General features: G+C 74.8%; 20 protein-coding genes. 11 read left to right on the top strand and 9 right to left on the bottom strand.

Annotated elements, in window-relative coordinates:
• Window positions 1–148: 148 nt before the first annotated feature.
• From ABZ249_RS16655 to ABZ249_RS16640, 4 genes are all read left to right on the top strand, one after another.
• Window positions 149–457 (top strand): hypothetical protein, encoded by a 309-nt coding sequence (locus ABZ249_RS16655; protein ID WP_355263211.1) that lies wholly within the window; start codon window positions 149–151, stop codon window positions 455–457.
• Window positions 454–1,389, top strand: a complete 936-nt coding sequence (locus ABZ249_RS16650; RefSeq protein WP_355263209.1) for a hypothetical protein — start codon at window positions 454–456, stop codon at window positions 1,387–1,389. Before ABZ249_RS16655 ends, ABZ249_RS16650 begins: the two co-directional genes overlap by 4 nt.
• A 198-nt stretch (window positions 1,390–1,587) precedes the next feature.
• Entirely contained in the window at window positions 1,588–3,576 is a 1,989-nt protein-coding gene (locus tag ABZ249_RS16645) for an ABC transporter ATP-binding protein (RefSeq protein ID WP_355263206.1), read from the top strand.
• Window positions 3,577–3,650: 74 nt separating this feature from the next.
• Window positions 3,651–5,339: an ABC transporter ATP-binding protein gene (locus ABZ249_RS16640; RefSeq protein WP_355263508.1), complete on the top strand. Its 1,689-nt coding sequence runs from the start codon at window positions 3,651–3,653 to the stop codon at window positions 5,337–5,339.
• 79 nt (window positions 5,340–5,418) lie between these two features.
• On the opposite strand, the gene ABZ249_RS16635 is transcribed toward ABZ249_RS16640, so the two are convergent.
• Complete coding sequence (locus tag ABZ249_RS16635; RefSeq protein WP_355263203.1) at window positions 5,419–6,153, bottom strand: HD domain-containing protein; 735 nt, start codon at window positions 6,151–6,153, stop codon at window positions 5,419–5,421.
• 15 nt (window positions 6,154–6,168) lie between these two features.
• Between ABZ249_RS16635 and ABZ249_RS16630 the strand changes: the two genes are divergently transcribed.
• Window positions 6,169–6,768 carry a DNA-3-methyladenine glycosylase I gene (locus ABZ249_RS16630; RefSeq protein WP_355263200.1) on the top strand — a complete coding sequence of 200 codons (600 nt, stop codon included), beginning with the start codon at window positions 6,169–6,171 and terminating at the stop codon, window positions 6,766–6,768.
• Between the two features lie 285 nt (window positions 6,769–7,053).
• Here ABZ249_RS16630 and ABZ249_RS16625 read toward each other — a convergent pair whose 3' ends face one another.
• Window positions 7,054–8,652 (bottom strand): ABC-F family ATP-binding cassette domain-containing protein, encoded by a 1,599-nt coding sequence (locus ABZ249_RS16625; protein ID WP_355263197.1) that lies wholly within the window; start codon window positions 8,650–8,652, stop codon window positions 7,054–7,056.
• A 163-nt stretch (window positions 8,653–8,815) separates the two neighbouring features.
• Here ABZ249_RS16625 and ABZ249_RS16620 point away from each other — a divergent pair, with 163 nt between their 5' ends.
• Together ABZ249_RS16620 and ABZ249_RS16615 are read left to right on the top strand one after the other, a co-directional pair.
• Complete coding sequence (locus ABZ249_RS16620) at window positions 8,816–9,436, top strand: TetR/AcrR family transcriptional regulator (protein WP_355263195.1); 621 nt, start codon at window positions 8,816–8,818, stop codon at window positions 9,434–9,436.
• 242 nt (window positions 9,437–9,678) lie between these two features.
• A complete protein-coding gene (locus ABZ249_RS16615) occupies window positions 9,679–10,389 on the top strand; it encodes a class I SAM-dependent methyltransferase (protein WP_355263192.1) in 711 nt (236 codons plus the stop codon).
• Window positions 10,390–10,486: 97 nt separating this feature from the next.
• Here ABZ249_RS16615 and eda read toward each other — a convergent pair whose 3' ends face one another.
• Genes eda through zwf form a run of 3 tightly spaced genes read right to left on the bottom strand, consistent with a single transcriptional unit; the run spans window position 10,487 to window position 14,441 of the window.
• Window positions 10,487–11,119, bottom strand: coding sequence for a bifunctional 4-hydroxy-2-oxoglutarate aldolase/2-dehydro-3-deoxy-phosphogluconate aldolase (gene eda, locus ABZ249_RS16610; protein ID WP_355263189.1), 633 nt, complete (start codon window positions 11,117–11,119; stop codon window positions 10,487–10,489).
• A gap of 26 nt (window positions 11,120–11,145) precedes the next feature.
• Window positions 11,146–12,969 carry a phosphogluconate dehydratase gene (gene edd / locus ABZ249_RS16605; protein WP_355263186.1) on the bottom strand — a complete coding sequence of 608 codons (1,824 nt, stop codon included), beginning with the start codon at window positions 12,967–12,969 and terminating at the stop codon, window positions 11,146–11,148.
• Window positions 12,966–14,441, bottom strand: coding sequence for a glucose-6-phosphate dehydrogenase (zwf, locus tag ABZ249_RS16600; RefSeq protein WP_220563883.1), 1,476 nt, complete (start codon window positions 14,439–14,441; stop codon window positions 12,966–12,968). The genes edd and zwf overlap by 4 nt, the downstream gene beginning before the upstream one ends.
• 205 nt (window positions 14,442–14,646) lie before the next feature.
• Here zwf and ABZ249_RS16595 point away from each other — a divergent pair, with 205 nt between their 5' ends.
• From ABZ249_RS16595 to ABZ249_RS16585, 3 genes are all read left to right on the top strand, one after another.
• On the top strand, window positions 14,647–15,837 hold the full coding sequence (locus ABZ249_RS16595; protein ID WP_355263183.1) for an ROK family transcriptional regulator: 1,191 nt from the start codon (window positions 14,647–14,649) through the stop codon (window positions 15,835–15,837).
• 190 nt (window positions 15,838–16,027) lie between these two features.
• Window positions 16,028–16,702, top strand: coding sequence for a hypothetical protein (locus ABZ249_RS16590; protein ID WP_355263180.1), 675 nt, complete (start codon window positions 16,028–16,030; stop codon window positions 16,700–16,702).
• 434 nt (window positions 16,703–17,136) lie between these two features.
• Window positions 17,137–18,870 (top strand): LCP family protein, encoded by a 1,734-nt coding sequence (locus ABZ249_RS16585; RefSeq protein WP_355263177.1) that lies wholly within the window; start codon window positions 17,137–17,139, stop codon window positions 18,868–18,870.
• Between the two features lie 211 nt (window positions 18,871–19,081).
• On the opposite strand, the gene ABZ249_RS16580 is transcribed toward ABZ249_RS16585, so the two are convergent.
• Complete coding sequence (locus ABZ249_RS16580) at window positions 19,082–20,125, bottom strand: hypothetical protein (RefSeq protein ID WP_355263174.1); 1,044 nt, start codon at window positions 20,123–20,125, stop codon at window positions 19,082–19,084.
• Window positions 20,126–20,393: 268 nt separating this feature from the next.
• Window positions 20,394–21,197, bottom strand: a complete 804-nt coding sequence (locus ABZ249_RS16575; protein ID WP_355263171.1) for a hypothetical protein — start codon at window positions 21,195–21,197, stop codon at window positions 20,394–20,396.
• 325 nt (window positions 21,198–21,522) lie between these two features.
• On the opposite strand from ABZ249_RS16575, the gene ABZ249_RS16570 reads away from it, so the two are divergent.
• The gene (locus ABZ249_RS16570; RefSeq protein ID WP_355263168.1) at window positions 21,523–23,271 is read left to right on the top strand and encodes a GAF domain-containing protein; all 1,749 of its coding nucleotides are present in this window, start codon (window positions 21,523–21,525) and stop codon (window positions 23,269–23,271) included.
• 325 nt (window positions 23,272–23,596) lie between these two features.
• Here ABZ249_RS16570 and ABZ249_RS16565 read toward each other — a convergent pair whose 3' ends face one another.
• Complete coding sequence (locus tag ABZ249_RS16565; RefSeq protein WP_220565410.1) at window positions 23,597–24,268, bottom strand: response regulator transcription factor; 672 nt, start codon at window positions 24,266–24,268, stop codon at window positions 23,597–23,599.
• A gap of 194 nt (window positions 24,269–24,462) precedes the next feature.
• Window positions 24,463–25,857 carry an amidase gene (locus ABZ249_RS16560; RefSeq protein ID WP_355263505.1) on the bottom strand — a complete coding sequence of 465 codons (1,395 nt, stop codon included), beginning with the start codon at window positions 25,855–25,857 and terminating at the stop codon, window positions 24,463–24,465.
• Window positions 25,858–25,896: the final 39 nt, after the last annotated feature.

Raw genomic sequence — 25,896 nt, 5'->3', positions numbered from 1 at the left:
GGGCCTGGCGACCTTGGCGGTCTTGGTCATGATCACATGGCTCTCCATCCGGAGAAACGCCCTCATCCCTCCGCAGGATGCGACTTTCGCGGCCCGGCGGGAGGCGGCCCGGGTGGTGCGGCGACGACGACCGACCGGGGATCCACGGATGGACGACCTGGCCCGGATGACCGCCGTAGGCATGCTCCGGCTTTCGCCGTGGACCACGACGCGCATCCCTTTGGCCGTCTTCGTGGTCTTCTTCGGCCTGAACGTCGCCTCGTTGACCGCCCACTTCTCGGCACCCTCCCCGCCCTCCGATCCCCCGTGGATCAACCTGTTGGGTGTGGTGTTCTTCCTGCTCATGGCGGTGGCGCACCCTACAGCGGCGGCCGCGCAGAGGGAGAACGCCCACGCCTTCCTCCACGCTCTCGACCGGGCGGAATGGGAGCGGTCAGGGCCCGAGGGGGACCGGTGAGCCGCGCGGACGTCGTCGCCGTGCGCTGGGCGGCCGCGGCGGCCTTCGGGGTGGTGCTCGCCCTGTGCGTGCTGCTGGCTCTGCTGCTGTGGTCACTCAACAGGACGACGCAGGCCGGGGTCCCCTCCGCCGGGTTGGCGCTGGGGACCGCCGCCATGATCGGCCTGCTCGGCGGCGGGTGCCTCGGAGTGGCGATGTCCTGGGCGAAGTGGGAGCCGGCCCCCGGCCGGTCCGTGCTCCGGCGGGAGTCCGCACCGGCCCGGGACGCGTACGGCGCGGCGTTCCGGCCCCCGGCCACGGCCGCGCCCTCGTCCTGGAAACGGGCGGCGGGCCATATCGCCTGGGTCGGCGGAGCCGTGCTGGGGCTCTTCTCGGTCCCCGTCCTCTTCCTCCCCCTGTTCGCCTTCTGGTCGGTGCTCCCGTCACCACACGCGAACACGGGTCCGGCCGGCGCCCTGCTGTCCGCCCTCCTCGTGAGCGGCGTGCTGGGAACACTTTTCGGCCTGGGGCTGTGGTCCCTCCTGGATGCGCGCCACGCACCGGCACGACCGCTTTCACCGTCCGGTTCGCCGGCGGTGCGACGGCGGGCCGCTCGGGCGGTGCGCCAGGGGAATCCCACCGGGGATCCGACGACCGACCTGGTGGCCCGGGACATCGCGCTGCAGATGGTGAACGAGCGGTGGCCGGCCCCGGTCTTCCTGCTCAGCCTCCTGGGACCGTTCCTGTTGCTGCTCCCCGGGAGCACGCGGGCGTTCCAGGAGGACGGGTTCACGCTGCACTCCCTTGCGCCGGTGGGCTTGCTGGTGTTCTTGGTGCTCACGGGGATCGCGTGCACGGTGCTCGTGGCGGAGCATCGGAAACAGGCGTCCAGGTTCCTGGAGCTGTTCAAAGGGAATGCGGCCCGGGACGGGTATCGGACGCCCTTCCCGTAAAAGGGGACCTCGTGGCGGGGCGTGAATTCCGGCCAGGGGCGGTCGGGAAGAGCGGAGGTGCGCCCGCCACCGTGACCGGGGTTTTCCACAGGAATCCGGGGTGCCTTCCGGCGGGCCGGGAGTGCTGCTTGTATGGGGGAAAGCCCGGAACGAGGTGCGCCTGTGGCGGAGACCGACATCCGATCCACCCGACCGCCCATGACCGGTCCTCCCGGCCGGTCCTCTCCCCCGAAGCGCTCCCGCCCACCCCTGGCGCGGGTGGGCGTCCCCGACACCCGGGGACCGGTGCGGTTCCTGTGGTGGCTGGTGCGGGCGCAGCCCGGACGGGTCGCGCTCGGCTCCTTCTGGGGCATCGTGTGGATGGTCGGCCTGCTGGTCCCGCCCTACCTCCTCTCCCGGGCCGTGGACGAGGGGCTGCGGGCCGGGGACCGGGCGGCGCTGCTGGGCTGGACCGGGGTGTTCGCCGGGGTCCTGGTGTTCACCGCGCTCGCCTCGATCCTGCGGCACCGGACCATGGCGATGGTCCGGGCGCACGCCTCCCTGCACTGCACGCGGGTGCTGGCCCGGCACGCCGCCCGGGTGGGGGCGCCGCTGTCGCGGGGCACCTCCTCCGGGGACCTCTCGGTGGTGCAGTCCGCGGACGCGGGCCGCATCTCGCAGATCCTCACCCTGTTCGGCCCGGGGGTCGGCAGCGTGCTGGGCTGTGCCGGAGCGGTGGTGATCCTGTGGGGGTTCGCCCCGGTCCTGGCGGTGGTGGTGCTCCTGGGGCTGCCGGTGACGGCGCTGGTGATGGCCCCGCTGCTGCGGCGGATGCACGACCGGCAGAACACCTACCGGGACCGGGAGGGCGAGGTCACCGCCCTGGCGGCCGACATCGTGGCGGGGCTGCGGGTGCTGTGCGGGATCGGCGGCAGGGAGAGGTTCGCGCGGCGGTACCGCGAGCGCTCGGGCGACCTGGTGCGCGACGGGTACCGGCTGGGGTCGGTGACCAGCTGGTTCGAGGAGGTCGGGCAGTGCGCCCCACTGGTGTTCACCGCCGTGGTCACCTGGTTCGCGGCCCGGCTGGCGGTGTCCGGGGAGCTCACCGTGGGCGAGACGGTGGCGGTGTACGGGTACGTGGCGGTGCTGGCGGTCCCGGTGTTCCAGCTGGTGGAGGTGGCGACCGACTTCAGCAGGGGGCACGTGTCGCTGACACGGCTGCTGGCGCTGCTGCGGACGGTGCCGGACCGGCACGGAAGCGGGGAGGCGCCACCGCCGCCGGGGCCGGGTGAGCTGGCCGACCCGGAGTCGGGGGTGCGGGTGCCCACGGGGGCGATGACCGCCCTGGTGGGCGCGGACCCGGCCGCGTCGGCCCTGGTGGCGGACCGGCTGGGCGGATATGTCGACTCGGCGGTCACCTGGGGCGGGGTGCCGCTGCGGGAGGTCGACCCGGCGGTGGTGCGCGAGCGGATCCTGGTCTCCGACAACGACGTGCACCTGTTCGCCGGGGCCCTGCGGGAGGTCGTGGACGTGCACGGCGAGCGGGACGAGGTGGAGGTCGACCTGGCGCTGCACACCGCGGCCGCCACGGACGTGGCGGAGGCGCTGCCGGACGGGCTCGACTCGGCGGTGGAGGCGCAGGGGCGCGATCTGTCGGGCGGACAGCGGCAGCGGGTGCGGCTGGCCCGCGCGGTGCTGGCCGACCCCGAGGTGCTGATCCTGGTGGAGCCCACCTCGGCGGTGGACGCGCACACCGAGGCCGTGGTCGCGGAGCGGCTGCGCGCCGAACGGCGCGGCGGGACCACCCTGGTCGTCACCGCCTCGCCGCTGGTGGCGGACCGCGCCGACCGGGTGCTGTTCCTGGACGGCGGCCGGGTGGTCGCGGAGGGCACCCACGCGGAGCTGGTGGCGGAGTGCGCCGGCTACCGGTCCCTGGTCCTGCGCGGCGCCGACGAGGAGGACGGCGCGCGGGCCGTACGGCGCACCGCGGCCCCGCCGGGGCCGGCGCGCGGCGCCGGCGGGGGTGCCGGTGGGGGCGCCGCGGAAGGACCCGGGGCCGAGGGCCCGGCGCCACCGGTGGGGCGGCGCCGGACGGGCGCCGGGCCGCGGACGCCGGGAGGTCCGGCGGGCCCGGCCGGGAGCGGCGGCCCGGAGCGGGCGGACGGCGACGGGCCGGGACGGCTCCCGGACGGAGAGGAGGGGCGGTGAGCACGGGGGGAACGGACCCGGCCGCGCTGCCGGTGGCGGGGCGCGGAACGGTGCGGCGGGAGCTGCGGCGGCTCATGGAGGCCGAGCGCGGTCCGCTGCTGCGGATGGTGCTGCTCACCTGTGCCGCCGCGGCGGTCGGGCTGGTCGCGCCCTACCTGGTGGGGCGGATCGTGGACCTGCTGGAGGCGGGTACCGCGACGGTGTCGGCGGTGGACGGGCTGGCGGCCGCCGCGGTGGCGTGCGCGCTGGCGGGCCTGGTGCTCAACCGGTACGCCAGGCTGAGCGCGTTCCGGTTCGGCGAACGGGCGCTGGCCCGGCTGCGCGAGGAGTTCGTGGAGCGGGTGCTGGCACTGCCCACCCGTGTGGTGGAGCGGTCCGGCACCGGCGACCTCACCACGCGGGTGACGGCGGACGTCGCCACCGCCGGGGCGACGCTGCGGACGGCGGTGCCCGACATCGTGCCGTCGTCGCTGCGCATCCTGTTCCTGCTCGCGGCCGTGTTCTGGCTCAGCCCCCTGATGGGGGCGGCGGTGCTGCTGGGAGTGCCACCGGCCTGGCTGGCGGTGCGCTGGTACCTGCGCCGGTCCCGGGAGGCGTACCTGGCGGAGGGCGCGGCCGGTTCCGCGGCGGTGGAGGGGGTGACGGCGACCGTGCGGGGCGGCCGCACCGTGGAGGCGTTCGCGCTGGGCGGGCGGCGGGTCGCGGCGGCCGACCACGACGCGGTGGAGGTGTACCGGGCCCGGCGGCGCACCCTGTACCTGAGATCGGTGCTGTACCCGGTCACGGACATCGCGTTCTCGCTGCCCGCGGTGGTGGTGCTGCTGGTGGGCGGGTTGCTGTACCTGGACGGCCGGGTGGCGCTCGGGGTGGTGGTCACCTGCTGCCTGTACATGCTGCGGGTCCAGGAGAGCGCCGGGTGGATCATGATCTGGATCGAGCTGCTCCAGCGCAGCGGGGCGTCGTTCGCCCGGGTGTTCGGGGTGGGCGAGGCCGCCGCTGGACCGCCACCGCCGGGGCCGACGCCGGCGGACGACCTCATCGAGGTCCGCGACGTCCACTACGCCTATGTGGACGGGCGGGACGTGCTGCGCGGGGTCACGCTGAGGGTGCGGCCGGGCGAGCGGTGGGCGATCGTGGGCCCCTCGGGCGCGGGCAAGACCACGCTGGGCCGGTTGCTGGCGGGGGTGGACGCGCCGCGTTCGGGCCTGGTGCTGGTGGGCGGGGTGCCGGTCGCGGACCTGGGGCCGCGGGAACTGCGCGAGCGGATCGTGCTGGTGAGCCAGGAGCACCACGTGTTCGCGGGAACGCTGCGGGAGAACCTGGCCATCGCCGCGGAGGAGGCGGACGACGCCGCGCTGGCGGCGGCGCTGGAGACGGTGGACGCCGACTGGGCGGCGGCGCTGCCGCGGGGGCTGGACACACCACTGGGCCCGGGCGGGGTCGCGCTGGACCCCGCCCGGGCGCAGCAGGTGGCACTGGCACGGGTGGTGCTGGCCGACCCGCACGCGGTGCTCCTGGACGAGGCGACCTCGCTGCTGGACCCGACCACGGCCCGGCAGGCGGAACGCTCGCTGGCTGCGGTGCTGGAGGGGCGGACGGTGATCGCGATCGCGCACCGGCTGCACACCGCGCACGACGCCGACCGGATCGCGGTGATGGAGGACGGGCGGATCACCGAACTGGGGCCGCACGACGAGCTCGTCGGCGCCGACGGCCCCTACGCGGCCCTGTGGCGGTCCTGGCACGGCGACCGGACGGCGTGAGGCGGGGCGGGCGGCAGGGGGCGGGGCGGTCCCGCGGCGATGCTCACCACCACGTGGTGGGGGCCGGGTCCGGTGGCGGTCACGGCGTTCCTCCCGGCCGAGGGGTGAGGGGGTGGGAGTTCTGGTAGGCGAGGCGCCGGTCGGCGTCGTCGGCCAGCGCGGTGAGGTGGTCGTCCAGGAAGGCGAACACCTCCCAGGCGGCGAGGTCCGCGGCCGCGCCGATCCGGCGGGCGACCAGGGTCTCGAGGTCGCCGAGGCGGGCTCCCTTCCACACCTTGTCGGCGAGTGTGACGAGGAGGTCCTCCAGGGTGCGGTCCTCGGCCTCCCAGTCGCCGTGGGTGGCGCAGAAGCGGGCGAGTCCCTCGGGGACGCCTCGGTCGAGGAGGAGGCGCCGCCCGGCCGCCTCGTGCCGGCGCCCGGGGCCGGTGAGCTCCTCGGGATGGGCTGTCTTGCCGATGTCGTGCACGGCGGCGCCGAAGAGCACGGCGTCGGAGTCCACCGGCAGGCCGCGGTACTCCGCCAGGAGCCGGTCGAGGAGGGCGGCCGCGGTGTCGTGGACCAGGAGGCAGTGGGCGTACAGCCGGGCCGGGGCGCGGAGCTCGTCGAACAGCTCTTCCGCACGGGCGGGGAGGGGACGTGGAATGATGGCGGACCCCTTTCCGGGTCGGGGCCACGGTCGGAGTATCTTGACATCGAGATATTCGGACCCTATCCGCGGCCCGATCGACCCGCAAGGGGGTCCCCACCGCGACGAACGGCCGGGGCCGCGGTCGGCGGGGCCCGACCCGCGGGCACGGCCGGACCGCCGCCCCACGACGTAGGAGCACCCATGACCGACCGGCGCTGCGCCTGGGCGCGCAACGCGTCCGAGCTGATGACCGCCTACCACGACCGGGAGTGGGGCCGCCCGTCGCGCGACGACGCCCACCTGTTCGAGATGCTGGTGCTGGAAGGCGCGCAGGCGGGGCTCTCCTGGGCGACGGTGCTCAACAAGCGCGCGAACTACCGCGCGCTGCTGGACGGGTTCGACTACACCAGGATCGCCGCCTACAACGAGGAGCGCGAGAAGGAGCTGCTGGCCGAGCCCGGCATCATCCGCAACCGCCTCAAGATCGCCTCGCTGGCCCGCAACGCTCGGGCGTTCCTGCGGGTGCGCGAGGAGTACGGCACCTTCGCCGACTACCTGTGGTCCTGGACCGACGGCGTGCCGCTGGTCAACCGCTTCACCGAACCCGCCGAGGTCCCGGCGAGCACGCCGCTGTCGGACCGGGTGAGCAAGGACCTGAAGAAGCGCGGGTTCTCGTTCGTGGGCACCACCATCGTCTACTCCTACCTCCAGTCCACGGGGGTCGTCGAGGACCACCTGGTGGACTGCCCCGCCAAACCGAAGGAGGCCGCTGGCGCCGAAGAGGGCCTGCCGGACCGATGAGGCGCCACCGCGGCCGATGGTGCGTCCCCACGCCCCGGGCCGTGGCCGCCGCCGGAGACCCGGGCCTGGCGCTGGGCAACCCATGACGGGGCGCCCGGCGGCCACCTCCGGCGGAGGACCGGGCCCGGCGCTGGGCCGCCCCTGACAGGCGTCGGCGGGCGCCGCCGGGGGCCGGGGCGTGGGGCCCTGCCCCGGGCGGCGCGGCTCCGGGCCGGCCGCGCGCGTCCCGGGCGGCGCGGGCTCCGGGGCCGGGACACGGGGCGCCGGCCCCGCCCCGGGGCGGGGTCACACGGGTTCCTCCCAGAGGGGGCGGCCGCGGCGGACCTCCCAGCGGCGGGTCACCCCGATCTCGCGCAGGAACACCGGGTCGTGCCCGGCCACCAGCAGTGCTCCCCGGTAGCCGGCCAGCGCCTCGGTGAGCCGCAGCCTGCTGTCGAGGTCCAGGTGGTTGGTGGGCTCGTCCAGGACGAGCAGCCGGGGCGGCCGCTCGGCCAGCAGCACGCGGGCCAGCGCCACCCGGAACCGCTCACCGCCGGAGAGCCCGCCGACCCGCTGGTCCACCCGCTCGCCGCGAAGGAGGAAGCGCGCCAGCCCGGCCCGGATCCGCTGCGGATCGGTGCCCGGCGCCGCGTCGCGCACGTTGTCGAGCACGCTGCGGTCGTCGTCCAGCACGTCCAGCCGCTGCGGCAGGTACCCGACCCGGTCCACCACGTGGACGACCTCCGCCCCGGGGTGCTCCCCCAGGCCGACGACGGCCCGCAGCAGCGTGGTCTTGCCCGCCCCGTTCGGGCCGGTCAGCGCCACCCGTTCGGGTCCGCGCAGCACCAGCCTCCGGTCCCCGCCGGTGCGCAGCTCCAGCACGTCCTGTCCGGCGGGGACCTCGGTGCCGGGCAGGTCGACGCGGATGACGGCGTCGTCGCGGACGGCCGCCTCGGCCCGGGCCAGCTGCTCCCCCGCCTCGGCCAGCTTCTCCTCGTGCATGATGCGGTGCTTGCCCGCGGCCACCTGCGCCTCGCGCTTGCGCTGGTTCATGATGACCTTGGGTTCGCGCTTGGTCTCGGTCTTCTTGTTCCCGAACCGCACCCGCCGGGCCAGCTTGACGTGGGCCTCGGCGAGCTGGCGCTTCTCCCGGCGCAGGTCGGCCTCGGCCGCGCGGACCGTCCGCCGGGCGGCCTCCTGCTCCGCGGCGAGCTGTTCGGCGTAGGCCGTGTAGTTGCCGCCCCAGGTGCGCAGTTCCCCGTCCCGCAGTTCGGCGATCCGGTCGACGTGCTCCAGCAGCTCGCGGTCGTGGTCGGCGACCACCAGCACACCGGGCCAGGAGTCGACGGCGGCGAACAGCCGCTCCCGGGCCCGCCGGTCGAGGCTGTCCGTGGGCTCGTCGAGCAGGGTGACGGCGGGTCGGCGCAGCGCGATCCCGGCCAGCCCGACCAGGACGGCCTCGCCTCCGGAGAGGGTGCCGACGGTCCGGTCCAGCGGGTCCGGGCCGTCGAGGTCGACACCGAACCGGGTGAGCCGGGCCAGCGCGCGCTCCTCGATGTCCCAGTCGGCACCGATGGCGTCGAAGTGCGCCTGGTCGGTCTCCCCCCGTTCCACTGCGCGCAGGGCGGCGCGGACCGGCTCGATGCCCAGCAGCCCGGCGACGGTGCGCCCGGTGTCCAGGGTGATCCGCTGGTCGAGGTACCCGATGTCGCCGTCCACGGCGAGGGTGCCCGACGCGGGGGCGAGCCGTCCGGCGATGAGGCGCAGCAGCGTGGACTTGCCGCTGCCGTTGCGGCCGATCAGCCCGGTGCGCCCGGGGCCGAAGCAGGCGTCCAGGCCGGAGAAGACGGACGCGCCGTCGGGCCAGGCGAACGCCAGGCCGGCGGCGACGACGGTGTGGGACATGCGGACCTCCCGGAGGTGGGGAACGGGGAACGGACGGCGGAACGCGATACGCGTGCGACGAGGCCCATCGGGATCCCTCCTCCTTCAGAAGGTCATTGGTGCAACTCTTGTTGCGTTAAGGATGATGGCACACGGGACGGGCAAATGCAACTACAGTTGCGTTATGACTTCGACTCCGGAACCCCCGGGCAGTGCCCGCCCGGGCGGGCGCACCGCGCGCAACACCGCCGCCGTCCTGCGGGCCACCCTCGACGAGCTGGGCGAACACGGCTACGCCGGGCTGACCGTCGACCGCGTCGCCGCCCGCTCGGGTGTGCACAAGGCCACCGTCTACCGCCGCTGGGGCGGGGTGGACGGTCTGCTGGCCGCCGCCCTGGAGTGGTCGGCCCGCGAGCACGACTGGGCGCCCACCCGCACCGGCACGCTCGAAGGCGACCTGCTGGCCCTGGCCGAGGACGTGCGCCACGGCTTCACCGACGCCCCGGAGGGGGCCGTGTCGGCGGCCTCGATCGCCGCCGCCCTCGCCTCTCCCGTGGCCGCCGAGGCGCTGCGGGCCTTCATGGCCGACCGGCACGAACGCTCTGCGGCCGTGGTCGCCGAGGCCGTCGAACGCGGCGAGGTGCCCGAGGGCACCGACGCGGTGGAGGTCGTCCGCTGCGCCGTCGCCCCCGTCTACCACCGGCTCCTCGTCGGCCGTGAACCCGTCTCCGACGCGGACCTGCGCCGCGCCGCCCGCATCGCCGCCGACGCCGCCCGCGCCGGGGCCTTCGTCACCCGGGACTGACCCCGCCCGGACACGGGCCTTCGCCGCCCGTGACCGGGCGGGCCCCGCTCCCGCGAGGAACGGCCCCCGGCAGCGCCGTCCCGGCACCCCCGGCCGAACCGCCCGCGGACCGTGGACCTCCCCGACCGTGGGGCATACGCACGGAATCGCCGGGAGAATGGGGCGCGGCGCCGCGGAGCGGCTCCGTTGGATACTGGTGAGCGCGCCCGGACCGGGCGCCGGGGAACGACGAGGGGGCCGCCATGGGGGATGCCGCGATCGACCTGTCGCTGATCGGTGACCTGTACCGGAAGTACCGCGATCCGCTGGCGGAGGTGAGAAAGGCCCAGCGCGAGTTCCTGTGGGAGACCCGGGGGAGGATGACCCCGCAGCTGGACGACCTCGAGGCCGAGATCACCTACCTGCTGCTGCGGGAGACCCGGCCCGAGACGGTCATGGAGCTGGGCACCTTCCACGGCTGGTCGACCACCTGGATCCTGTCGGCCCTGCGCGACAACGGGACCGGGACCCTGCACTCGTTCGACATCGTCGACAACGTGCTGTCCAACGTCCCGGCGTCCCTGTCCGAGGGGCGCTGGCACTTCCACCGGGGGGACGTGCGCAGGAACCTCGACGAGGTCCCCGAGGGCATCGGCTACCTCTTCGTGGACGCCGCCCACAACGCCCGGTTCGCGCGCTGGTACCTGGCCGAGCTGTTCCCGCGGGTCGCCCCGGGAACCCCGGTCAGCGTCCACGACGTGTTCCACGGCAGGCGGGCACTGCCCCTGACGGAGGGCGCGGTCGTGCTGGCGTGGCTGCGGCGCAAGGCCGCGGAGTACCTGACCGTCTCCCGCAAGCGGGCGCCCGCCCCGTACACGGCGCTGCTGGAGCTGCGCGAGGACCTGGACCTGGCCGAGCCCGTGCGCGACAGCACGGACAACCCGATGATCTTCTTCCGCATGCCCGAGCACTGAGCCCGGTGCCGGGCACCCGGCACCCGGGCACGGGTCCGCCGGCGCCCGGTACACCGAACGCCCGCACCGCGGTCACGGTGCGGGCGTTCGTCCGTCCTCAGAGCGCCGCGGCCTCCCGGGCCAGGCCGGTGATCCGGTCCCAGTCCCCGGCGGCGACCGCGTCGGCCGGGGTCAGCCAACTGCCGCCCACGCAGCCCACGTTGGGCAGCGCGAGGTAGTCCGGGGCGGACGCGGGCGTGATGCCGCCGGTCGGGCAGAAGCGCACCCCCGGCAGCGGGCCCGACAGGGACTTCAGGAACGCGGCGCCGCCCGCGGCCTCGGCCGGGAAGAACTTCAGCTCGGAGACGCCCCGCTCCAGCATCGCCAGCGCCTCCGAGACCGTGGACACGCCGGGCAGGAAGGGCAGCCCGGTGTCGGTCATGGCGGCGGCCAGGGTGTCGGTGGCGCCGGGGCTGACCAGGAACCGGGCGCCCGCCTCGGCGGCGGCCCCGGCCAGCTCGGGGGTGGTCACGGTGCCCGCGCCCACCACGGCCTCGGGGACCTCGGCGGCGATCCGCTCGATGGCGCCGAGGGCCGCGGGCGTGCGCAGCGTCACCTCGATGCCGGGCAGGCCGCCCGCCACCAGGGCGCGGGCCAGCGGCACGGCCGCCTCGGCATCGTGCAGGACGACCACCGGCATCACCGGGGCCAGGGCGAGGATGTCGCCGCCCGTGCGGGGCGTCGTCGTCATGGGGAGGTTCTCCTGTTCGATCGCGGTCAGTGGCCGAAGACCCCGGCGCCGGCCTCGGCGGGTCCGACGGCCGCGCGCATGGCGGCGAACAGCTCCCGTCCGGTGCCCTTGGAGGAGTCGACGCTCGGCCGGGCGGGCTCGCGTCCGGCCAGGTCGGCGAGGACCTCCAGTGTGCCCGCGCGGGCGTCCAGGCGGACGACGTCGCCGTCGCGGACGTAGGCGAGCGGGCCGCCGGCCTCGGCCTCCGGGGACACGTGGATGGCGGCGGGCACCTTGCCCGAGGCGCCCGACATGCGGCCGTCGGTCACCAGGGCGACCTTCTGGCCGCGGTCCTGGAGCACCGCCAGCGGCGGGGTGAGCTTGTGCAGTTCGGGCATGCCGTTGGCGCGCGGGCCCTGGAAGCGGACCACCGCGACGAAGTCGCCGGTCAGCTCCCCGGCGGTGAACGCGGCCTGCAGTTCGGCCTGGTCGGCGAAGACCCGGGCGGGCGCCTCGACCACGTGCCGGGAGGCGTCCACGGCGGACACCTTGATGACGGCGCGGCCCAGGTTGCCGTCGAGCATCCGCAGGCCGCCGTCGGGGGCGAAGGGGTCGTCGGCGCCGCGCAGCACCGAGGTGTCGCCGCTCTCCTTGGGGCCGTCCATCCAGCTCAGCACGCCGTCGTCGAGCCTGGGGACCTGGCGGTAGGCGCTCAGGCCGCGGCCCATGACGGTGTGCACGTCCTCGTGCAGCAGCCCGGCGTCGAGCAGGGAGCCGATGAGGAAGGCCATCCCGCCCGCCTCGTGGAAGGCGTTCACGTCGGCGGCGCCGTTGGGGTACATGCGGGTGAGCAGCGGCACGACCTCCGACAGGGCTGCGAAGTCGTCCCAGGTCAGCTCGATGCCCGCGGCGCGGGCGATCGCCACCAGGTGCAGGGTGTGGTTGGTGGAGCCGCCGGTGGCCAGCAGGGCGACGACGGCGTTGACGACGGCGCGCTCGTCGATCTGCTCGCCCAGCGGGACGGGCGAGTCGCCCAGGGCGGTGTTGGCCAGGACGCGGCGTCCGACCTCGGCGGTGAGCGCCTCCCGCAGCTCCGTGCCCGGCTGCTCGAAGCTGGCGCCGGGCAGGTGCAGGCCCATGACCTCCATGAGCATCTGGTTGGAGTTGGCGGTGCCGTAGAACGTGCAGGTGCCCGGCGAGTGGTAGGCGGCCGACTCGGCCTGGAGCAGCTCGCGCCGGTCGGCCTTGCCCTCCGCGAAGCGCTGGCGCACCCGCGCCTTCTCCTTGTTGGGCAGGCCCGAGGGCATCGGCCCGGCCGGGACGAACGCCACCGGCAGGTGGCCGAACGACAGGGAGCCGATGAGCAGGCCCGGCACGATCTTGTCGCAGACGCCCAGCATCAGGGCGCCGTCGAACATGTCGTGGGAGAGCGCCACGGCGGTGGCCATGGCGATGACGTCCCGGCTGAACAGGGACAGCTCCATCCCCGCCCGGCCCTGGGTGACGCCGTCGCACATGGCGGGCACCCCGCCCGCGAACTGGGCGACGCCGCCCGCCTCGCCGACGGCGGCCTTGATGATCGCCGGGTAGGCCTCCAGCGGCTGGTGCGCCGAGAGCATGTCGTTATAGGAGGAGACGATCGCCAGGTTGGGGGTGACGTCCCCGGCCAGGGCGAGCTTGTCGGAGACCCCGCACGCGGCGAACCCGTGGGCGAGGTTGGCGCAGCCCAGGGCCGTGCGGGCGGGCCGGGCCGGGTCCGCCGCCGAGCGGATCCCGTCCAGGTAGGCGGCGCGGGACCGGGCGCTGCGCTCGGCGAGGCGCCCTGTGACCTCGGCGACGACGGGGTGGACTGCGGGGATGTGCGCGGTCATCGGGGTTGCTCCTCTTCGTACCACGTGCGGCCGGTGCGGCCGATGAGCCGGTCGGCGCCCGCGGGGCCGGCGCTCCCGGCCGGATAGGTCTCGGGGACGAGGTCCAGGTCGGCCCAGGCGGCGATGACGGGGTCCGTCCAGCGCCAGGCCGCCTCGACCTCGTCGCGGCGCATGAACAGGGTGGAGTCTCCGGCCAGCACGTCCATGAGCAGCCGCTCGTAGGCCTCGGGCGAGCGGGTGGAGAACGTGTCCGCGAAGCTCAGCTCCAGCGGGACCGGCCGCAGCCGCAGCGCGCCCGCGCCGGGGGCCTTGGCCAGCATGGTGAGGTGGATGCCCTCGTCCGGCTGGAGGCGGATGACGAGGCTGCCGCCGCCGGTGGCGGCGCCGGGGAAGATGGTGTGCGGGACGTCGCGGAAGCGCACCACGATCTCGGAGCGGGCCCGGTCCATGCGCTTGCCGGTGCGCAGGTAGAAGGGCACGCCCGCCCAGCGCCAGTTGGCGATCTCGGCGCGCAGGGCGACGTAGGTCTCGGTGGTGCTGTCGGCGGGGCCGCCCGGCTCCTCCAGGTAGCCGAGGACCTCCGTGCCCTGGACGTCGCCCCGGCCGTAGCGGCCGCGCACGGTGTCCTCGCGCACGTGTTCGCCGGTGAGGGGTTTGAGCGCCTGGAGGACCTTGAGCTTCTCGTCGCGCACGGCCTCGCGGTCGTAGCTGGCGGGGGGCTCCATGGCGGTCAGGCACAGCAGCTGGAGCAGGTGGTTCTGGACCATGTCGCGCATGGCCCCGGCGGTGTCGTAGTAGCCCTTGCGGCCGCCGACGCCGACGGTCTCGGCGGCGGTGATCTGCACGTGGTCGATCCACCGGGAGTTCCACAGCGGTTCGAGGAAGACGTTGGCGAAGCGCAGCACCAGGAGGTTCTGCACCGTCTCCTTCCCGAGGTAGTGGTCGATCCGGTAGGTCTGCTCCTCGGTGAAGATCTCCCCGACCTCGGCGTTGACGGCCCGCGCCGAGGCGAGGTCGCGGCCCAGGGGCTTCTCCATGACGACCCGGGAGTCCGGGGTGACCAGCCCGGCGTCGGCCAGTCCGCGGCAGATGGCGCCGGAGATCATCGGCGGGACGGCGAGGTAGAAGACGCGGTCGCGCCCGGGGTCCAGTGCTGCGGCCAGGTCCGCCCAGCCGGCGGGGTCGCCGCCGACGTCCACGGTGATGTGGGAGAGGCGGTCGAGGAAGCGGCGCAGCACACCGGGTTCGGGGACCCGGACGGCGTGGTGGCCCTGGACCGCGGCTTCGGCCTTGCCGCGCAGGTCGGCGTCGGTGAGGCCGTCGCGGGAGACGGCGATGACACGGGTGCGCGGGTCGAGGTGTCCGTCGCGGTCCAGCAGGTAGAGGGAGGGCAGGAGTTTGCGCATGGACAGGTCGCCGGTGCCCCCGAAGACCACCAGGTCGGTGGGGCGGGGCGCGGACTGCTGCGGCATGTCGGAGTGCTCCAGCGTGCGAGGAATGACGGAAGGGACTGAGGAAAGTGCGGGGTACGCCGGGTTCGGGGGTGTCCCATGAGGCGTGGTCCGTTCGTCCCTTTCGACCTTAAGGCCAGCTATGGTAAAAAACCAAGCACACTTCAGAACACTTCTTTACATAAGATCCCATATTCGGAAACCTGACCGAGTGGTTGAATGAGATATGGCCAGAACCCCGGGACGCCTGTCCTCCGCTGCCACCACGAGCGGCCACATCCTGGAGCTCATCCGCACCGGCGCGGCGACCAACCGGTCCGAACTCTCCCGTGCGACCGGGCTCTCCCGCCCCTCCGTGGCCCTACGCCTGACCGAGCTCATCGACAGCGGCCTGGTGGTCGAGGGCAGCGGTACCGCCTCCACCGGCGGACGCCCCCCGTCACTGCTGGAGTTCAACGCCGACAGCGGGCTCCTGCTCACCGCCGCGCTGGGCATGGCGCGCAGCCAGGCCGCCGTCTGCGATCTGGCCGGTGAGATCCTCGTGCGCACCCCCGGATCCCCCGACATCGCCTCCGGCCCCGACACCACCGTCCCCTGGCTGCTGGAGACCTGGGCCGACCAGCTCACCTCCCTGGGCCGCGACCCCCGTGAGGTGCGCGGCGCGGGCATCGGCCTGCCCGGCACCGTCGAGTTCCACGCCGGCCGCGCCGACGACCGCCCCCTGCTCGGGAAGTGGGCGGGCGTACCGCTGGCCCCGCTGATCTCCGAACGCTTCCCCGTCCCCGTCATGGTCGACAACGACGTGAACGTGATGGCCCTGGGAGAACACCTGGCGGGCGGGCACGGGCACCCCTCCGACATGGTGTTCGTCAAGGTGTCCACCGGCATCGGAGCCGGGCTGATCTCCGGCGGCAGGCTGCTGCGCGGGTCCCTCGGGGCGGCCGGGGAGATCGGCCACATCCCCGTGCGCGACGGGCAGGGGCTGCCCTGCCGGTGCGGCAACACCGACTGCCTGGAGGCCGTCGCGGGCGGGCCCCGGCTGCTCGAACTCGCCGCGGAGGAGGGCCGGGAGGTCTCCGGCCTCAAGGAGCTGGTGGCCCTGGCGGCCGCCGGGGACCCCGTCGCCGTCACCCTCGTCCGCGGGGCCGGGCGGCGGCTGGGAGAGGCCCTGGCCGGTGCCGTCAACCTGCTCAACCCCGAGGTCGTCGTGCTCGGCGGCGACCTGTCCGAGGCCTACGACCACCTGGTCGCGGGCGTGCGCGAGATGGTGTTCCAGCGGTGCACCGCGCTGGCCACCCGGCAGCTGCGGGTGGTGGCCAGCGCCCTGTGGGACGAGGCGGGCGTGCGCGGCTGCGCCGCCATGGTCGCCGAGGAGATCCTGTCCCCCGAGGCCGTGAACAAGTACCTCGCCGGATAGATCCCGCGCAAGGGGGAACAACCCTCCCGAACCACCTGCGACGACGCCGTCGCGGGCGCGTCGCGTGCCCTCGGCGCACTTGACAAGCACCCCCTTCGTACCGAATAGTCACCCACCACCTGACCCCCGCCCCGCACCCCCCCCCCGGCTCCCACCGTGCGGACCCCCGCCCGGAAAGGTCATCCGAACCGTGCCAGACGCCCTAGAGAACCCGATCGTCCTGATCCTGATCGGCGCCGCGATCAGCCTGGTCGCCAGCGTCGCCGTGACCGGCCTCCAGGCCCGTCTGCTGCGCCGGAACGACGTCCGCGAGGCGTCCCGGGCCTCGGCCCGCAGGCTCACCAGCGTGTTCATCGGCGAGCGCGACTCCGCCGACTCCGCCGACGGCTTCCTGACGGAGGCCGAGATCACGGTCATGTCGATGACCGACCGCAAGACCCGCGAGCGGCTGGCCGCCGTGCTGCGGCTGCTGCGCGAGCGGGCGATGCCCGAGCTCGAGGAGCTGAGCGGGGTCAGGGCCGACCGCGCCCGCCGTCTGCTGTGCGAGCACGCCCTGGAGGTGCTCGGCGCCCACCTGCGTTCGGAGCGGCTGCCGGAGGTGCCCGGAGAGGTCAAGCAGATGCTCCGCGTGGAGGAGGAGGCGCTGAGCATCCGCTCCGGGGACAAGCCGCGCCCGCCGGCCGCCCCGGCCGAGCCCATCACCAAGAGCCAGGTCACCGCGCGGCCCCGGCACACCGGGGGCAAGGCCTCCGGCGGGACCACGGCGCGCAAGACCACCAAGGCGGCGGGGCGGAGCACCGCCAAGGCCGGGGCCAAGACGGAGGAGGCGCCCGCCAAGGAGGGCAGCGCCTTCTGGGACGACTGACCCCGACGGGACCCGTGGCGGCCCGTCGCCCCGGGCCAAGGCTTGGTCAGGGCGGCGGGTCAGAAGTGTTTTTTACGGGCACCGGTGAGAAAGTCGGACATGCGCGCGCCGACCGGCGGCGCACACCGGCGAAGGAATTGTGCGGCGCAATTGCGGTCACCAGCCCCGTGCTCGGACATGTCGAGCGCGCACTCCGCGGGAACTTCACCTAGGATCTCCACCACACGCGGGATCCCCCGTCGTCCGTGCCCTCCGTGCCGCACACCCCCGTCCCCCCGGGACGCCGCACGCCACGACGCCCCGCCCCACGGCTTCCCGTATCCACACCGCGCGCGACCTCCGCCGTCCCACGAACACGGACCCGTGACCCGTTCCTCCGGGTCGGTGTCCGACCGTTGGCACGTCCCGCCGTCCGAACTCACCGAGATTGCACGATGACCGCTGACGAGAACGCCGCCACCGAAACCGGAGCGGACACCACACCGGAGCCGAGCCCCGAGACGGGTTCGGAGCACACGACCGGGCAGGACGCGGGCGCAGCCGGGCAGCGCGCCGAACCGGCCTGGCGCATCGGCCGTTCCGGCCGCCTGGAGCGCGTCGGCCGCGAGGAGCCGGCCGCGCCGGAGGACGACGACGTGATGGCCCTGGTCAACGCCGTCGCACCGACCCGTTCCGCGCCCCTGATCATCAACACTGCGCCCGTGCCCGCGACCGTGTCCGCCCCGCCCGCCCGGCAGGCGCGGACCGCCGTCGCGGTCACGGCCGCCGGAGCCGCCGCGGGCGGCCCGGGCGGGGGCCCCGCCGTCGCCGAGGCGACGGCCGGCCCGGAGGGGTCCGGGACGGACGGGGGCGACGATCCGGCCGACGACGGCGACGACGCCGGCGGCGCGGACGGTGCCTCCGCGGCGAACGGGGACGGCCCCGCGGGAGCGGGCTCCGGAGCCGGCGGAGGCGGAACCGGCGGCGGAGCCGGAGGAGGGGCGGGTGCCGCTGGGGGCGGAGGGCGCCGGAGGCTGCGGCGGGTCGTCGTCTGGACGGCCGCCTGCCTGGCCGTCCTGCTGACCGCCGGGATCGCCACCGCCTACGGCTACTACCACTCGCTGCGTTCGGGGATGGTCCAGCACGACCTGGAGGCGGCCCTCGACGAGGGCGAGCGCCCCGAGAAGATCAGCGACGCGGTCAACATCCTCTTCATGGGCTCCGACGGCTACGAGGAGGGCAGCACCGCCTACACCACCGAGTTCGAGGGCGAGCGCTCGGACTCGATCATGCTGGCGCACATCTCGCCCGACGACCGGGTCTCGGTGATCAGCTTCCCCCGGGACTCCCTGGTGGACCTGCCCCAGTGCGACCCCTACGGGACCGCCGAGGGCACCCACGGCTACTTCGGCATGATCAACGCCGCCATGTACCACGGCGGACCGCCCTGTGTGGTGCGCACCATCGAGTCGCTCACCGACGTCCGCATCGACCACTTCGTGCACCTGAGCTTCATGAGCTTCCGCGACGTGGTGGACGCCATCGGCGGGGTGGACATCTGCATTCCCGAGCCGATGAAGGACGAGCGCTCCAAGCTCGACATCCCCGCCGGGCAGCAGACGCTCACCGGCGACCAGGCGCTGTCGTTCGTCCGCGCCCGCTACGAGATCGGCGACGGCGGCGACATCGGCCGCATCGACCGGCAGCAGATGTTCATGGCCGCCCTGGCCGACCAGGCCATGCGGGGCGAGGTGCTGTCCGACCCGCGGAAACTGCACGGCATGCTGACCGCGGTGACCACGCACAGCGCCACCGACAGCCGGCTGACGCTGGACCGGATGCTGTCGATCGCGGTGTCGCTGTCCGACGTGGACCTCAGCGACATCGAGTTCCACACCGTCCCCTGGTACCAGGCGCCCTTCGACCCCAACCGCATCCTCTGGCACGAGGACCGGGCCGAGGAGCTGTTCACCGCGGTGCGCGAGGACCGCCCGCTGCCGCCGCTGATGGCGGCCGACGAGGCGGCCGTCCCGGCGGAGCCGCCGGGCGCCTCGCCGAGCGCGGTCGACTCCCCCAGCGACTCGCCGTCGCCCGAACCGCACGCGGCCCGCCCCGGCGAGGGGCGCGACGCCACCTCGAACCCGTGCGCGGACGGCCTGGGCTTCGGCACCGGCGAGGAGGCGTACTAGAGGAGCCGCGCACCGGCACCGAACAGAGAGCGGCCCCGGACACCCGTCGGTGTCCGGGGCCGCGGTGCGCCCGGGGCGGCGGATGCCTCCGCGTGCCGCGTGCGCCGAGGAACCCCCACAGTCCTTCGGTGCCGCCGCGCGGACCGGCCCCGCTTCCGCCCCGGGTGCCGCGCGCCCGCCACGACCTGCGGGCGCGCTTCCCGGTGGGGCTTTAGGCGAGGGCGCCGATCGGGGCGCCGTCCACGGTGGGCTCGCCGACGGTGGGCAGGCCGTCGACGCCGACCAGGTCGCCGCCGACGGCGTCGGTGGCGGGCAGGGTCGAGGTCACGTCCTCGACCGCGGGCAGCTCGGGCAGGGAGTCGGTGACCGCGGTCTGCGGCAGCACCTCGGCGGGCAGGCCCACCGGCAGTTCCGGCAGGGAGTCGACGGGGGCGCTCTGCCGGGCCACGTCGGCGGGCAGGGGCAGGGGGGCCAGGTCCCCGGCGGGCAGGGTCACCGGCGCTTCGGGCAGCTCGGGCAGCGAGTCCACCGGCGCGGTCTGCGGCAGGGTGGTGGCGGACCCGCCCAGCACCAGGTCGGAGACGACGCCCGCGGCACCGCCGCTGATGTCGGTGTTCTGTCCGTTGACCGGCATCACCGGGCCGTTCATGGGGACGGCCTCGCCGAGGGAGGCCGCGTCCAGCTCGGTCAGCCCGGCGGCGGCCTCGTGGGCCCCCAGCTCGGTCACGGCGCCCTCGACCTGCGCGACCGTCTCCTCCAGGGGCAGGGGGCTCTGCGCGGAGTGGCTCAGCGGCAGGGTGCCGCCGGTGCCCAGGCCGACCGCGTCCAGCAGGCCCAGCCCGCCGAGGGCTCCGGTGACCGGGTCGAGGGCGCCGCTCTGCGGGACGGTCGGGGCGTCCACCGGCAGGGCGCCGGTGAGCGTGTCCAGGCCCACGTCGGTGCTGTTGCCGTCCAGGGCCAGCGGGGCCTCGACGGGCAGGCCGTCGGTGAGGCCGCCGGTGGGAGCGGAGTTGTGCTGCACGTCGGGGGTCGCGGAGATCGTGCCGGGCTGCACGCTGGCCAGGTCGCCGACCGGGGAGCCGATGCCCTCGGTGAGGGTCGCGGGCACCTGGCCGCCCAGGTCGTTCAGGGGGAGGCCGTCGGTCACACCGCCGAGGGTGTCGGCCCAGGAGAACCCGTAGCCGAAGGCGATGAATCCCGCCGCGCCGGCTGCCACGAGCAGGGTCTTGGCTGAAGTGCGGGCGGTGGTGTTCATGGGAGTCCTTCCGGGGTGGCCGCGTTCCGCGGCGCGTGGTCTGTCTCTCGATCGGTGAGCCACTCCCCTGGCCAGGAGGGAGGTGCTCGGTTTCTCAGCGGGCGACCTGGCGGGCCGTCGGCTGATGTGAACCGCGCGTTCGGGCGCGCGGCTCACATCAACTCCCAGAGGGTGCGGAAGCGATCACTCGCGAGTACGGGAACGGGGCGTTCCGCCGCTGGGAAGGGTGTGCCAGGAGAGCGGTCGGCGTGCGACCGGGAACGCCGCGCTAGTCGGGCGAGAAGGTGGGCTCGTCGGCGTCCTCGGCCGGAACCGAGCGCAGGACGTGCCGGGCGGCCTCGAACAGGCCGGGGGCCGGGGACGGGGCCCCGGGGGCGGACAGGTAACCCGCGATGAGCGCGCCCCCCTGGGCGGCGGACCCCGAGGGGGCCGTCGGGGAGGCGGTGGTGCCCGAGGCCGTGGGCGCCGGGGCGACCGCGGTCTCGGTGTCGGCGACGGACCCCGCCTCGGCGGCGGAACGCTCCGCCGCGGTCGGGGCGACCGCCGGAGCGCCCGTCACGGACAGGGCGGGCTCCGCCGGAGCGGCCTCGGCGGCGTCCCGCTGACGCGGGCCGTCCTCGCGGGGCCGCTCGGTGTCCCGGGCGGGGTCGGGCAGAACGGTCTCGGACGGCTCGGGCAGCGGTGCCGCCTCCGCCACGGGGGCGGTGACGACCTGCCGCACGGTCTCGTCGAGGTGGCGGGCCACGTCTTCGGGAGCGGTGGGGGCCTGCTCGGCGGCGGGCTCCTCCAGCGCCTGGCGTGCCCGGTCGACCCCGGTGCCCACGGTCGCGACGGTGTCGGCCAGGGGCGCGCCCAGGTCGGTGACCGCGGTGTCGGGGTCGAGCGCCCCGGCGGGCACCGCGATGTCGGCGCCCGGCTTCTCCGCCGCCCCGGCCGGGGCGGCCCCGGCCAGCCACAGGGCGCACAGCGCGCCGGCCACGAGGGCGGCGAGCATCAGTGCGCGGAGGACCGGTGCGGAGCACACGGCGGTACGGGCGCCGTCGGCGCTCGCATTACCGTGGACTGTGGACACCGGGGTTCCTTCCGCCGTGGACCGGGGGGTTCGGCCGCGACCGGGGCGGGGCCGCCGGTGCGGGAGGCGCCGCGCAGGGCGGGGCCGATCAGGGGTGTGGCGCGGGGATCATCGCGATCGCCCCTGCGCCGAACGAGAGCGACGTTAGCATGCAACGGAGAGACCACGGAGCGTTTCCGCGAGAATTCCCGCCCAGGTGGGATCCCCTCTCCTCCCGCAGATGTAGCAAATCCGGAAAAAAACAACGACAATTCACCTATATAGGCCCGAGGAAAAGCGCGCATTGCGAGACCGCCCGACCGGCTCTGCGGAGGTTGACCGACACATGACCGAGCTCCCCCAGAGCCCCCGGCTGTTCCCCGACTCCCTCGAAGACCTCCTCACCGACGTGCCCGGCCTGCGCCACGGCATGTCCGACCAGGCCCGGACGCGTTCCCTGCTCCAGGCGGTGCTGACCATCGGGGGCGACCTCGACCTGGCGACCGTGCTGCGCAGGCTCACCGAGATGGCCGCCCAGCTGGTCGGCGCCCGGTACGCCGGCCTGGGGGTCGTCGACGAGGACGGCGGCTTCAGCGAGTTCATCCCCGTGGGGGTCACCCGCGAGCAGGCCGAACGCATCTCCCGGTTCCCGCACGGCAAGGGGGTCCTGTCGGCCCCGCTGTTCGGGCGCACCGCGCTGCGGCTGGCGGACCTGCGCGACCACCCCGACTTCGGCGGGTTCCCCGAGGGGCACCCGCAGATGACCACCTTCCTCGGGGTGCCGATCCAGGTGCGCGACGAGGTGTTCGGCAACCTCTACCTCACCGAGAAGTCGGACGGCGGCGAGTTCGACGAGGAGGACGAGGCGGTGGTGACCGCCCTGGCCACGGCCGCCGGGGTCGCCATCGAGAACGCGCGCCTGTACGAGGAGGCGCGGCTGCGCGAACGCTGGCTGGCCGCCTCCACCGAGATCACCACGCGGCTGCTGTCGGGCGCGACCGCCGACGACGTCCTGGCCTACCTGGCCGGGCAGGCCCGCGAGATCGGCGGCGCCGACACCGCGGTGGTGCTGCTCCCGGACCCGCGCGCCCGGGGTCACCTGTTCGCCGAGATAGCGGACGGCCCCGTCGCGCAGGAGATCCTGGGCACCCCGGTGGAGATCCACGACTCGGTCTGCGGCCAGGTGTACGAGTCGGGCGAGCCGATGGGCATCCCCGACCTGGGCCAGGCCAACTGCCCGATGCTCACCCACCGCGGCTACGGCCCGGGGCTGCTGGTGCCGCTGGGCACCCCGGGCAACACCCGCGGCGTGCTGCTGCTGGGCAAGCTGTCGGAGCGGGCGCCGTTCCCCTCGGCGATCCGGCGGATGCTGCACTCGTTCTCCGTCCAGGCGGGCATAGCGCTGGAGCTGGCCGAGGCCCGGCACGACACCGAGCGCCTGGTGGTGCTGGAGGAGCGCGACCGGATCGCCAAGGACCTGCACGACGTGGTCATCCAGCGGCTGTTCGCGTCGGCGATGACGCTGATGAGCACGATGCGGCTGATCCCCTCCCAGGAGGCGGCCGAGCGGGTGCAGCGCACCATCGACGAGCTGGACTCCACCATCCGGGAGATCCGCTCGACGATCTTCGCGCTACAGAACCCGCCCAGCCGCCAGGACACCTCGCTGCGCGGGCGCATCCTCAAGCTGGCCGAGAACACCGCCCACAGCCTGGGCTGCCACCCGGGGGTGAGCCTGGACGGGCCGATCGACGCCTCGGTCCCCGACGAGGTCGGCGAGCAGCTGCTGGCCGTGCTCGGCGAGGCTCTGAGCAACGTGGCCCGGCACGCCCGCGCCTCGGAGGTGCACGTGTCGGTGGCGGTGGAGGAGACGGCGACGACCGGTCGGCCCACCACGCTGACGCTGACCGTCACCGACAACGGCGTGGGCCTGCCCGAGGAGGGGCGGCGCAGCGGGCTGCGCAACATGGACGACCGGGCCAGGCCCCTGGGCGGCGGGTTCTCCGCGCGGCGCGCGCGGACCGGCGGCACGGTGCTCACCTGGAAGGTGCCGGTGCCCGACGACGGGACGCCGCCGTTCGACACCTTCCAGTGAGGCGCGCCGTCGGGCCGCACGGCGCCGGCGGGCGCAGGTCCCGTTCTCCGGACGCCCTCCTGTGCCGCCGGGGGCGCGTGAGGCGCCCGGCGGGGTTCCGGAGGCCCGGAGGAGGCGTCCCCGAGGGAGGCCCGTGGCCGCAGGCCGTCCGTTGAGGACCTTCCGCCACTCGACGGGCGGGCGGGGGTGTCGGCGCGGGACCGAGGGTCCCCGTCCTCGAAGGACGCCGGGCAAGGCGGCCGGGCTGCGGCCGCAGGCCGTCCGTTGGGGGCGGTGGCGGGCTACGGGCGGGCCGCGATGCGGCGGGAATTCACGAAGGCACGGCCTAGTAGCGGCGGCCTCGAAGCTCGGCGACCAGGACCGCCGCCTGGGTGCGACGCTTGAGGTCGAGCTTGGACAGCAGGGCCGACACGTAGTTCTTGACGGTCTTCTCCGCCAGGTAGAGGCGCTCGCCGATCTGGCGGTTGGTCATGCCCTCGCCGATGAGGTCGAGGATCTGGCGCTCCTGCGGGGTCAGCTCGGCCAGCGGGTCGGGCTCGGCCTGGGCGCCGCGCAGGCGCTCCATCATGGCCCCGGTGCTGCCGGAGTCGAGCAGCGACCCGCCGGAGGCGACGGTGCGCACGGCCCCCACGAGGTCGGCGCCGTGGATCTGCTTGAGCACGTAGCCGGCGGCCCCGGCCATGACGGCGTCGTACAGGGCGTCCTCGTCGGCGAACGAGGTGAGCATGAGGCAGGCGATCTCGGGGTGGTCGGAGCGGATCTCCCGGCACACCTGGACTCCGGATCCGCCGGGCAGGCGCACGTCCAGAACCGCGACGTCGGGGACCACGACCGGGATGCGGGCCAGCGCCTGCTCGGCCGTGCCCGCCTCGCCGACGACGGTCATGTCGTCCTCGGTCTCCAGGAGCGCGGCGACCCCGCGCCGGACCACCTCGTGGTCGTCCACCAGGAACACCCTGATGGGCTTGTGAACGCCCCCGCCGCCACCGCCCGACATGCCGCTCATCCTCATCCCTGTGCCATCCCTGCGTCGCCGCGCCTCGGACACGTCTCCGGCATAGACGGTAGTACGTGCGAGGGGGCGCGCGGGGGCCATATGACACAGAACTCGCCCAACAAAGGTCCTGTATGCGGACATATCACCCAAGTTGCGGGCGAAAACTCTGAGATCGCCCGCCTCCGGGAGCGCGTTCAGCGGCGGTCCCCGGCCAGTTCCAGGGCCCGGCAGGCCGCCAGCACCCGGGCGTCGGCATGGCGGGGGCCCACCACCTGGAGCCCCACCGGCAGCCCCGCCGAGGTGAACCCGCACGGCACGCTCGCCGCCGGCTGCTGGGTCATGTTGAACGGGTGGCTGAACCCCGCCCACACCGTCCACCGCTCCCCCGCCAGACCCGGCGGGCACTCCCGTCCCGCCTCGAACGCCCCGAACGGCGCCGCCGGAGTGAGCAGTAGGTCGTACTCGGTGTGGAAACGGCCCATCCGGGCGCCCATCTCCATCCGCAGCGCCATCGCCGTCAGGTAGTCCTGCGCCGAATAGGCCAGGCCCTCCTCGATGATCTCCGCCAGGCCCGGGTCGAACAGGTCGCGGTCGGCCCCGGTGACGCGCTCGGTGGCCTTGGCCGCGCCCGAGTACCACAGCACGTGGAACTCCGGCCGGGCGTCGGGCAGGCCGGGGTCGGCCTCCGTCACGTGCGCGCCCAGGTCGGCCAGGGTGTCGGCGGCGGCCGCGACGGCCGCCGACACCTCCGGGTCCACGGCGAGTCCTCCCAGGGTCGGGGAGAGCGCGATGCGCAGCCCGCGCACCAGGTCCTCGGGGTCGGTGCGCAGGCGCACGTCGGCCAGGCCCGGCTCCGGCGGGGCCAGCGCCGCCCAGTCGCGGGGGTCCGGGCGGGCCATGGCCTCCAGCATGAGCGCGGTGTCGCCGACGGTGCGGGTCATCGGCCCGGTGTGCGCCAGCGAGCCGAAGGGGCTGGCGGGGAAGTGCGGGACCAGCCCCCAGGTGGGCTTGATCCCGACGATCCCGCTGAACGCGGCGGGGATGCGGATGGAGCCGCCGCCGTCGGTGCCGGTGGCCATGGGGACCGCGCCCGCGGCCACCGCGGCGGCCGAGCCGCCGCTGGACCCGCCCGGTGTGGTCGCCGGATCCCACGGGTTGCGGGTGACCCCGGTGAGCGGGGAGTCGGTGACGGCCTTCCAGGCCAGCTCGGGTGTGGTGGTCTTGCCGACGAAGACCGCGCCGGCCTCCCGCAGCCGGGCCACCGCCGGGGAGTCCTCGTCCCAGGCGCCGGCGCGCGGGGAGGTCAGGGAGCCCTTGAGGGTGGGGTGGCCGCGCAGCAGGTGGACGTCCTTGACGGCGACCGGCACCCCGTCGAGCGGTCCCAGGGGCTCCCCGCGCTCCCAGCGGGCCGCGGACTCCCGGGCGGCGGCGCGGGCCTCCTCGGCCAGGACCAGGCAGAAGGCGTTGAGGACGGGTTCGGTGCGGTCGATGCGGGCCAGGGCCGCCTCGACCGCCTCCACCGGGGAGGCGTCCCCGGCGGCGTAGGCGGCCAGGAGGTCCTCGGCGGACGCGGCGGACGGGTCGGCCACCGGACCGGCGTGCGCCCGGGCGCCGGCGGGCGCCGATGC

It is taken from the genome of Nocardiopsis sp. NPDC006139, assembly GCF_040614155.1.
Classification (GTDB): Bacteria; Actinomycetota; Actinomycetes; order Streptosporangiales; family Streptosporangiaceae; genus Nocardiopsis; species Nocardiopsis changdeensis.
Note: the sequence above shows the minus strand (reverse complement) of the source record. Positions and strands in the feature narration are given on the sequence as shown.

Bases quoted from the DNA above. Each gene is read 5' to 3' on its own strand.
- ABZ249_RS16655 (WP_355263211.1), top strand. From the start codon at position 149: ATGGACGACCTGGCCCGGATGACCGCCGTAGGCATGCTCCGGCTTTCG.
- ABZ249_RS16645 (WP_355263206.1), top strand. From the start codon at position 1,588: ATGACCGGTCCTCCCGGCCGGTCCTCTCCCCCGAAGCGCTCCCGCCCA.
- ABZ249_RS16640 (WP_355263508.1), top strand. From the start codon at position 3,651: ATGGAGGCCGAGCGCGGTCCGCTGCTGCGGATGGTGCTGCTCACCTGT.
- ABZ249_RS16630 (WP_355263200.1), top strand. From the start codon at position 6,169: ATGACCGACCGGCGCTGCGCCTGGGCGCGCAACGCGTCCGAGCTGATG.
- ABZ249_RS16625 (WP_355263197.1), bottom strand. From the start codon at position 8,652: ATGTCCCACACCGTCGTCGCCGCCGGCCTGGCGTTCGCCTGGCCCGAC.
- ABZ249_RS16620 (WP_355263195.1), top strand. From the start codon at position 8,816: ATGACTTCGACTCCGGAACCCCCGGGCAGTGCCCGCCCGGGCGGGCGC.
- ABZ249_RS16615 (WP_355263192.1), top strand. From the start codon at position 9,679: ATGGGGGATGCCGCGATCGACCTGTCGCTGATCGGTGACCTGTACCGG.
- eda (WP_355263189.1), bottom strand. From the start codon at position 11,119: ATGACGACGACGCCCCGCACGGGCGGCGACATCCTCGCCCTGGCCCCG.
- edd (WP_355263186.1), bottom strand. From the start codon at position 12,969: ATGACCGCGCACATCCCCGCAGTCCACCCCGTCGTCGCCGAGGTCACA.
- zwf (WP_220563883.1), bottom strand. From the start codon at position 14,441: ATGCCGCAGCAGTCCGCGCCCCGCCCCACCGACCTGGTGGTCTTCGGG.
- ABZ249_RS16595 (WP_355263183.1), top strand. From the start codon at position 14,647: ATGGCCAGAACCCCGGGACGCCTGTCCTCCGCTGCCACCACGAGCGGC.
- ABZ249_RS16585 (WP_355263177.1), top strand. From the start codon at position 17,137: ATGACCGCTGACGAGAACGCCGCCACCGAAACCGGAGCGGACACCACA.
- ABZ249_RS16580 (WP_355263174.1), bottom strand. From the start codon at position 20,125: ATGAACACCACCGCCCGCACTTCAGCCAAGACCCTGCTCGTGGCAGCC.
- ABZ249_RS16570 (WP_355263168.1), top strand. From the start codon at position 21,523: ATGACCGAGCTCCCCCAGAGCCCCCGGCTGTTCCCCGACTCCCTCGAA.
- ABZ249_RS16565 (WP_220565410.1), bottom strand. From the start codon at position 24,268: ATGTCGGGCGGTGGCGGCGGGGGCGTTCACAAGCCCATCAGGGTGTTC.